General features: G+C 68.6%; 9 protein-coding genes. 8 read left to right on the top strand and 1 reads right to left on the bottom strand.

The window, feature by feature from the left end; genetic code table 11:
* From KBZ15_RS13640 to KBZ15_RS13655, 4 genes are all read left to right on the top strand, one after another.
* Positions 1–509: Crp/Fnr family transcriptional regulator (locus tag KBZ15_RS13640; RefSeq protein ID WP_255015764.1), on the top strand; the 509-nt coding region annotated here is incomplete at its 5' end.
* Between the two features lie 64 nt (positions 510–573).
* Positions 574–915, top strand: a complete 342-nt coding sequence (gene hypA / locus KBZ15_RS13645) for a hydrogenase maturation nickel metallochaperone HypA (RefSeq protein ID WP_255015765.1) — start codon at positions 574–576, stop codon at positions 913–915.
* Between the two features lie 90 nt (positions 916–1,005).
* Positions 1,006–1,197 (top strand): hypothetical protein, encoded by a 192-nt coding sequence (locus tag KBZ15_RS13650; protein WP_255015766.1) that lies wholly within the window; start codon positions 1,006–1,008, stop codon positions 1,195–1,197.
* On the top strand, positions 1,194–1,598 hold the full coding sequence (locus KBZ15_RS13655) for a PIN domain-containing protein (protein WP_255015767.1): 405 nt from the start codon (positions 1,194–1,196) through the stop codon (positions 1,596–1,598). The genes KBZ15_RS13650 and KBZ15_RS13655 overlap by 4 nt, the downstream gene beginning before the upstream one ends.
* A gap of 15 nt (positions 1,599–1,613) precedes the next feature.
* Here the strand turns inward: KBZ15_RS13655 and KBZ15_RS13660 are convergent, their stop codons facing one another.
* The gene (locus KBZ15_RS13660) at positions 1,614–1,748 is read right to left on the bottom strand and encodes a hypothetical protein (protein WP_255015768.1); all 135 of its coding nucleotides are present in this window, start codon (positions 1,746–1,748) and stop codon (positions 1,614–1,616) included.
* A gap of 113 nt (positions 1,749–1,861) precedes the next feature.
* Here KBZ15_RS13660 and hypB point away from each other — a divergent pair, with 113 nt between their 5' ends.
* The 4 genes from hypB to nifJ form a co-directional block, all read left to right on the top strand.
* Positions 1,862–2,566, top strand: coding sequence for a hydrogenase nickel incorporation protein HypB (gene hypB, locus KBZ15_RS13665; RefSeq protein WP_255015769.1), 705 nt, complete (start codon positions 1,862–1,864; stop codon positions 2,564–2,566).
* Entirely contained in the window at positions 2,563–4,884 is a 2,322-nt protein-coding gene (gene hypF / locus KBZ15_RS13670; protein WP_255015770.1) for a carbamoyltransferase HypF, read from the top strand. The genes hypB and hypF overlap by 4 nt, the downstream gene beginning before the upstream one ends.
* Before the next feature lie 17 nt (positions 4,885–4,901).
* On the top strand, positions 4,902–5,126 hold the full coding sequence (locus KBZ15_RS13675; protein ID WP_255015771.1) for a HypC/HybG/HupF family hydrogenase formation chaperone: 225 nt from the start codon (positions 4,902–4,904) through the stop codon (positions 5,124–5,126).
* The coding region (gene nifJ, locus KBZ15_RS13680) for a pyruvate:ferredoxin (flavodoxin) oxidoreductase (protein WP_255015772.1) at positions 5,123–8,104 on the top strand (2,982 nt) is incomplete at its 3' end. The genes KBZ15_RS13675 and nifJ, both read left to right, overlap by 4 nt.

An 8,104-nucleotide genomic window follows, 5' to 3' on the forward strand; every position in this document is an offset into this window, starting at 1 on the left:
CCAACCAGCGTTATCGATTGAAAATTCCCTATCCCGTTCGAGAGGTTTATCAGGTCGAAGCAGCTTCGACGGATCTGGCGCGAGTCAGCAAATTTTCCAAGGACCTGCAGCAGATGCCCGTATTGGAGGCGATTGAGGTGGAGTCGTTTGGGGATTTGGCTAAGGATGCGGTTCTCAATACGTATGCCGCTGGTGAGAAGGTTTACGCAGAGGGAGATAGGGTAATGGGTCTTTATTTCATTATCGCGGGCAAGGCTGATGCCTCGGTTCCCGATGGTTTAGGGAATAGGCGTATTGCCTATTCCCTATCGAAGGGAGACTGTTTTGGCGAGATTTCTCTGTTCAATGATCGGCCCAGTCCTGTGGCTATCCATGCCACTGAAGATCTCGAGGTCATCTTGATCATCCCTGAAGCGGCTAAGGAGTTGGTGGAGCGCCGTCCAAGTATTGCCCGGGAGCTGGGCCTTACGATCGAAGCAAGGACCCGTATGGTCGATGAATTGAGGTAGGCTCCCATCCTGGAGTTTTGATCGTCAGACCGTGCCCCCGCGTAAGCCCTGACCCTGCTGGGCCATGCATGAACTCAGCCTGATGGAGGCGGTGCGCGATCAGGCGTTGGCGGCAGCCCACGCCGATAGCGCCACCCGCATCACGGCGATCAGCCTGCGCATCGGCAGCCTGGCCGGGGTGGAACCGGAGGCGATGCGCTTCGCCCACACGGTGGTGATGGCCGGCACGATCGCCGCTGGCGCCGAGCTGCGCATCGAGATCGAAGCGGCCGAATGCCATTGCTCCGCCTGCGACGCCCCTTTCCCCGCCCTGGATGGCTGCTGCGACTGTCCCCGTTGTGGTGCGATTAGCCGTCAGTTGCTGCGTGGCCGCGACCTGCGGCTGCTGAGCCTGGAGGTGGTGTGAGGGTGCTTGATTCCCTGCTATGTCCATGTCAAAATCTGATTATTAAAAGACAAAATAATGAAAGTGACGGTTGAGCTTTCCGAGGAGGAGATGGTTGAAGTCCTCGAGCTCACGGGTGAGCGCAAAAAAGGTCCGGCCATTCGTCTGCTGATGGAGGAGGCTCTGCAGCGGCATCGACGCGCCCGCATCGCCCAGCGTTTCCTCAGCGGCGAGTGGGGGGTGGAGCTGGATAGTTTTGAGGCTGATCGACAGCGCGACCGCGACCAGGCTCTGGCCCGATGACGCTGTTGCTCGATAGCAGTCTCTGGATCGACTTCACCCGGGCCCGGAGCCCGTTGGCCTTGAAGCAGTTCATCGCCCCGTTTGTGCTCGATCCAGCGGCCCATCTCGCCGAGCCGGTGCGCTTTGAGCTGCTGCGCTCGGCCCTACCGGACGAGGCCCAGCGGCTAGAGGCCCAGTTCGCCACATTGCCATCCTTGGCCACGCCGCCAGACCTCTGGAGGCAGGCGATTGTGCTGGGCCAGGACTGCCGTGCCATCGGCCGCACGGTGCTGAGCCTCGACCTGCTGGTGGCCGCCGTGGCTCTGCATCACAATGCCGTGCTGGTGAGCTTTGATGCCGACTTTGAGGCCGTGGCCTTGGTGAGTTCGCTGCGTCTGCAGCGGTTGCATCGCCCTAGCTGAAGCCGCCGATGAGGATCAAAGGGTGCTCTGCCGCCGGGGAATCGGCTCCAGGCTTGGCTCACTGCCGCCGAGGGCGGCCAGGCGCCTGGCACTTTCCCGCTGCACCAGGGCCTGCAGGGCTTGTTTGAGCTGCATGACGGTGGCGAGCATCCGGAATTCTTTCAGGGCACCACGTTCAACTCACCATTTTGATCATCAATTGATGCCGCTGTCCGCACCGTCCAGCGTTCCTAGCCTGGAAACGGCCTCTGCCCTTAGCTGCCATGTGCCGCGACTGCTCCTGCGGACAGCCGGCGCCTGAGCCGCTGTCACAACCAACCCGCCAGCTGCCCCTGCACACGGCCCTGCTGCAGCGCAACGACGCCCATGCCGCCGGCCTGCGCCAGCGTTTTCAAGCCGCAGGCGTCACGGTGGTGAACCTGCTCTCCTCGCCCGGCTCGGGCAAAACCGCCCTGCTCGAAGGCCTGGCCCAGCGCCTCGATCCCGCCGGCTTGGCGGTGATCGTGGGCGATCTGGCCACCGACAACGACGCCCGCCGCCTCCAGGCCGCCGGGCTGGCGGCGGTGCAGATCACCACCGGTCAGGCCTGCCACCTGGAGGCGCCAATGGTGGCCGAGGGTCTGCATCGCCTCCACCACCAGGGCATCAGCCTTGAGCAGCTCGAGCTGCTGGTGATCGAGAACGTCGGCAACCTGGTCTGCCCCGGCGCCTACGACCTCGGCGAGAGCCTGCGGGTGGTGCTGCTCTCCACCACCGAGGGCGAAGACAAGCCGCTCAAATACGCGCCGATCTTCCACGGCGCCGATCTGGTGCTGATCACCAAGATCGACCTGGCCGAGGCGGTGGGCTTCGATCGCGCCGCTGCCCACGCCGCCATCGCCCGGGTCGCCCCCCACGCCGGCGTGCTGGAAACCTCCGCCCGCAGCGGCGCCGGCCTCGACGCCCTGATCAACGCCCTGGCGCGATGAGCGCGGCCCGGCTGCGCCTCTGGTGCTCGGGCGTGGTGCAGGGGGTGGGTTTTCGGCCCCTGGTGCATCGCCTGGCCGCCGAGTTGCAGCTGGTGGGCGAGGTGGAAAACGTCGCTGGCGCCGTAAGGCTCGAGTTGCAGGGGGAGCGCCGCTCGCTGGAGCTGCTGCTGCGGCGGTTGCCCGAGGAGTTGCAGCCCCCCGGCGCCCTTGAGCCACTGGCGCCCGAGTGGCTCCCGCCCTTCGTTCCGGCGCCGCCTGGCCTGCGCATCGCCGCCGCCAGCGCCCAACCCCTGGGCGCCGGCCTGATTGCCCCGGCCCTCGCCGCCGATCTGGCGCCCTGCCCCACCTGTCTGGCCGAACTCCACGACCCTGCCAACCGCCGCCACCGCTACCCCTTCATCAGCTGCAGCCAGTGCGGGCCGCGCTATTCGATCGCCACGGCCGAGGCCTACGCCCGCGCCCACACCAGCCTGGCGGGCTTCCGCCTGTGCGCCCTCTGCCAGAAGGAGTTCGACGACCCCACAGATCGCCGCTTCCACGCCGAAACGATCGGCTGCCCCGCCTGCGGGCCCCAGTTGCGGTGGCAGGGAGCCGGGGGCGGCGGTGGGGATCCGCTGGGGGCAGCCCTGGCCCTGCTGGCGGCGGGCGGGATTTTGGCCCTGCAGGGGGTGGGCGGCTTCCAGCTGCTGGTGGCTGCCAGCAACGGCGCGGCGGTGGCCCGGTTGCGCCAGCGCAAGCAGCGCCCGGCCAAGCCCCTGGCCCTGCTGGTGGCCGATCTGGAGGCCATCGCTCCCCTGGTGGAGCTATCTGAGCTTGAAAGGCTGCAGCTGCAGCACCCGGCCGCGCCGATCGTGCTGCTGCGGTTGCGGCCAGACCAGCGCCAGCCCTTCGCCGGGGTGGCCCCCGGCAGCGCCGCTTTGGGGGTGATGTTGCCGGCTTCGCCGTTGCACCAGCTGCTGGCGACGGGTTTTGGCCGCCCCCTGGTGGCCACCAGCGGCAACCGCAGCGGCGAGCCCCTCTGCCTTGAACCAGCCGAGGCGCTCAATCGCCTCGCCGGCATCGCCGATGGCTTCCTGCTGCACAACCGCCCGATCGTCCGCCGCCTCGACGACTCGGTGCTGCAGGTGATCGAAGGGCGGCCGGTGCTGCTGCGTCGGGCCCGCGGCTACGCCCCCCAGGCCCTAGCTCTGCAGGCCCCGCCAGGCACCGCCCTGGCCCTTGGCGGTGATCTCAAAAGTGCGCCGGCCCTGGCGCTCGGCGGCCGCGTTTGGCTGGCGCCGCTGCTGGGTGATCTGGCCGGGCCCTTGCCCCAGCAGCTGTTGAGCGAGGGGCTCGAGCAGCTGCTGGAGCGCCCCGGCCCCGGGCTCGCTGCCCTGGCCTGCGATGGCCATCCCGGCTACGCCAGCCACCAGCTGGCCGCCGTGGCGGCCCTGCGGCTGGGGCTGCCGTTGCAGCTGGTGCAGCACCACCGCGCCCACGGTCTGGCGGTGGCGGCCGAGCACGACCTGCCGCTGCCCCTGCTGGTGTGGGCCTGCGACGGCCTCGGCTATGGCGAGCCGGCCGAGGCGAGTGGCCATCGGCTCTGGGGCGGCGAGCTGCTTTGGCTCACGCCCAGCGGGGCTGAGCGTTGGGCCTGCCTGCGCCCCTTTCCCCTGCCCGGCGGCGAGCGGGCCATGGCCGAACCCCGCCGGGCCGCCCTGGGGCTGCTGGCCGCGGCCGGCCCGGAGGCCCTGGGCCATCCGGGGGCCGCCTGCTGTCGGGCCGCTTTCAGCCCCGGCGATTGGCAGCTGCTGCTGCAGGCCATCGCCAGCGGCTGTAACAGCCCGCTTTGCTCCAGCACTGGCCGCTTGTTTGATGCGGCGGCCTCCCTGCTGGATCTGTGCCAGCGCAGCAGCTTTGAGGGGGAGGCGGGGCTGCTGCTGGAGGGCCTAGCCCTGCAGGCCCCGCCTCCGCAGGTGGCGCCCATGCCGCTGCTGCCGGCCGCTGGGCTCGAGCTTGGCTGGCTCGATTGGCAGCCCCTGTTGCACAGCTTGTTGAACGCGGGCGTGGCGCCGCAGGAGAGCGCTGCCTGCTTCCACGCTTCCCTGGCGGCCGGGCTGGCCAGCGCCGCGGCTGAGGCGGCTGGGCGCCTTGGTGCCACCACGGTGCTGCTGGCCGGTGGCTGCTTCCAGAACCGCCTGCTGCTGGAGCTCACCGCCACTGCCCTGCGGGGGGGCGGCCTGGTGCCCCGCTGGGCCGAGCAGCTGCCCAGCAACGACGGCGGCCTGGCCATAGGCCAGCTTTGGGCAGCTCTGGCTGATCTGCCTATAACGAAGTAGAGCGTGGAGGCCTACCCATGTGCCTGGCCACCCCCGGCCTGATCTTGTCGATCAGGGGTTCGTCGGCGGATGCCGGCCCTGATGCGGAGCTGTGGCGCCAGGCCGAGGTGGATTTCGGTGGCGTGCGCCAGCTAGTGAGCCTGGCCTGCCTGCCGGAGGCGGCGGTGGGCGATCGGGTGCTGGTGCACGTGGGCATGGCCCTAAGCGTCGTGCTCCCTGACGATCCCGCTGAGGAGCCATGAGCAGCCCCCAGCTCACGATTGATGGCAACGAGGCCGTGGCCCGGGTGGCCTACCGCCTCAATGAGGTGATCGCCATCTACCCGATCACGCCGGCCTCGCCGATGGGTGAGTGGGCCGATGCCTGGGCCGCGGAGGGCCGGCCCAACCTCTGGGGCAGCGTGCCGTCGGTGGTGGAGCTGCAGAGCGAGGCGGGTGCTGCGGGCACGGTGCATGGCGCCCTGCAGGCCGGGGCGCTCACCACCACCTTCACGGCCAGCCAGGGGCTGCTGTTGATGATCCCCAACCTCTACAAGCTGGCGGGGGAGCTCACCCCTGCGGTGCTGCACGTGGCCGCCCGCTCCCTGGCGGCCCAGGGCCTGTCGATCTTTGGCGATCACAGCGACGTGATGGCCACCCGCGGCAGCGGCTGCGGGATTCTCTGCTCAGCGTCGGTGCAGGAGGCCGGCGACTTTGCCGCCATTGCTGCCCGGCTCAGCCTGCGCAGCCGGCTGCCGTTCCTGCATGTGTTCGATGGCTTTCGCACCTCCCACGAGATCCAGAAGCTCGAGCCGCTCAGCGACGGCCAGCTGCTCGAGCTGATGCCCGCTGCGGAGATCAGTGCCCACCGCGCCCGCGCCCTCAGCCCCAATCGGCCGGTGATCCGCGGCACCAGCCAAAACCCAGACGTCTACTTCCAGGCGCGTGAATCGGTAAACCGCTTCTACGACGCGGCCCCGGATCATCTGATCGAGGCGATGGCGCGCTTTGGCGAGCTCACTGGTCGCCGCTACCGCCCCTACGACTACGTCGGCCCCGCCGCTGCCGAGCGGGTGCTGGTGCTGATGGGTTCCGGCTGCGAGACCGCCGTGGAAACGGCTGAGGCGCTGCAGGCCGCCGGCGAGCGGGTGGGGGTGCTGAAGGTGCGCCTGTTTCGGCCCTTTGCGGCCCGGCTGCTGGTGGAGGCCCTGCCGGCCAGCACCCGGGCGATTGCCGTGCTCGATCGCTGCAAGGAGCCCGGCGCCCCCGGCGAGCCCCTCTACCTCGATGTGGTGGCAGCCCTGGCCGAGGAGTGGGCGGCGGTGCATGGAGGTGCACCACTGCCGGCGGTGTTGGGCGGTCGCTATGGGCTGTCGTCGAAGGAGTTCACCCCGGCGATGGTGAAGGCGGTGTTTGATCATTTGCGGCCCCTGCTGGCAGCTGGCCAGCCCCGCCCGCTCAACCATTTCACGGTGGGCATCGACGATGACCTCACCCACCGCTCCCTGCCCCTCGACAACACCTTTCATACCGACGCCGCTGAGGTGCGCGCCGTGTTTTATGGCCTGGGCTCCGATGGCACGGTGGGGGCCAACAAGGCGGCGATCAAAATCATTGGCGAGGGCACCGATTTATTTGCCCAGGCCTACTTCGTTTACGACTCCAAAAAGTCTGGTTCGGTCACGGTGTCGCACCTGCGCTTTGGGCCCCAGCCGATCCGCTCCACCTACCTGATCCAGCGGCCCACGTTTGTGGCCTGCCACCAGTGGGATTTCGTCGAGCGCTTCGATCTGCTGGCCGGCATCGAGCCCGGGGGCGTGTTTCTGCTCAATAGCCCCTTTGCGCCAGCAGACACCTGGGCGCGGCTGCCGGAAGCCCTGCGCAGCCAGATCCGCAGCAAGGGGATTCAGGTGCAGCAGATCAATGCCTACCAAGTGGCGCGTCAGGCGGGCATGGGGCCCCACATCAACACGGTGATGCAGGCCTGCTTCTTTGCCCTCAGCGGTGTCTTGCCGCGCCAAGAGGCCCTCGCCCGGATTCGCCACTCGATCGAAACCAGCTACCGCCGCAAGGGTGAGGCCGTGGTGGCGATGAATCTGGCGGCCCTCGACGCCAGCCTCGAGCACCTGGTGCCCCTCGATTGGACGAGCCTCGACGGCTCCGGCCCGGAGCCATTGCGGGAGGACCGGCTCAGTGGGGCGCCCGATTTTGTGCGCGAGGTGATCGGGCCGATGCTGGAGCGCCGCGGCGATGCCCTGCCGGTGAGCGCCCTGCCCTGCGACGGCACCTGGCCGGTGGGCACGGCCCGTTGGGAAAAGCGCAACATCGCCGATGCGGTGCCGGTGTGGGAAACAGACCTGTGCGTGCAGTGCGGCAAGTGCGTGCTGGTCTGCCCCCATGCGGTGATCCGCGCCAAGGTGGGCGCCCCTGATCTCTTCGCTGCAGCCCCCGAGGGCTTCCGCACCGCCCCCGCCCGCGATCCGGCCTTCGCCGGCCAAACCTTCACCATCCAGGTGGCCGCCGAAGACTGCACCGGCTGCGCCCTGTGCGTGGAGGTGTGCCCCGCCCGCGACCGCAGCGAGCCCAAGCGCAAGGCGATCAACATGGCGCCGCAGCGGCCGTTGCGTGAGCAAGCCCGCGGCAACTGGGACTTTTTCCTGCAGCTGAGCGAGGTGCCCCGCGCCGAGCTCAACCTGCACAAGATCGGCCAGCAGCAGCTGCAGCAGCCGCTGTTTGAGTTTTCCGGCGCCTGCGGCGGCTGCGGCGAAACGCCATACCTCAAGCTCGCCTCCCAGCTGTTCGGCGATCGGATGCTGATTGCCAATGCCACCGGTTGCAGTTCGATCTACGGCGGCAACCTGCCCACAACGCCCTGGAGCGCCAACGCCGAGGGGCGGGGCCCTGCCTGGAGTAATTCCCTGTTTGAAGACAACGCCGAATTCGGCTACGGGATGCGGGTGGCGCGCGACCAGCAGCGCCAGATGGCCCTCGATCTGCTGGAGCGGTTGGCGGGCCAGCCTGAGCCTGCCGAGTTCCCGCCCCCCTTGCTGGAGGCCCTGCGCAACGCCGACCAGGGCGATGAGGCCGGCATCGTTGAGCAGCGCCAGCGGGTGGTCGAGCTCAAGGCGCGCTTGGCGGGTATGGAGCAGCCCGAGGCCCGCCAGCTGCTGGAGCTGGCCGATGCCCTGGTGAAAACCAGCGTCTGGCTGGTGGGCGGCGATGGCTGGGCCTACGACATCGGC

This window comes from Cyanobium sp. BA20m-p-22, assembly GCF_024346275.1.
Classification (GTDB): domain Bacteria; phylum Cyanobacteriota; class Cyanobacteriia; order PCC-6307; family Cyanobiaceae; genus Cyanobium_A.

What these genes read in the sequence shown, in the direction of transcription:
- hypA (WP_255015765.1), top strand. Translation starts at nt 574, where the DNA reads ATGCATGAACTCAGCCTGATGGAGGCGGTGCGCGATCAGGCGTTGGCG.
- KBZ15_RS13650 (WP_255015766.1), top strand. Translation starts at nt 1,006, where the DNA reads ATGGTTGAAGTCCTCGAGCTCACGGGTGAGCGCAAAAAAGGTCCGGCC.
- KBZ15_RS13655 (WP_255015767.1), top strand. Translation starts at nt 1,194, where the DNA reads ATGACGCTGTTGCTCGATAGCAGTCTCTGGATCGACTTCACCCGGGCC.
- KBZ15_RS13660 (WP_255015768.1), bottom strand. Translation starts at nt 1,748, where the DNA reads ATGCTCGCCACCGTCATGCAGCTCAAACAAGCCCTGCAGGCCCTGGTG.
- hypB (WP_255015769.1), top strand. Translation starts at nt 1,862, where the DNA reads ATGTGCCGCGACTGCTCCTGCGGACAGCCGGCGCCTGAGCCGCTGTCA.
- hypF (WP_255015770.1), top strand. Translation starts at nt 2,563, where the DNA reads ATGAGCGCGGCCCGGCTGCGCCTCTGGTGCTCGGGCGTGGTGCAGGGG.
- KBZ15_RS13675 (WP_255015771.1), top strand. Translation starts at nt 4,902, where the DNA reads ATGTGCCTGGCCACCCCCGGCCTGATCTTGTCGATCAGGGGTTCGTCG.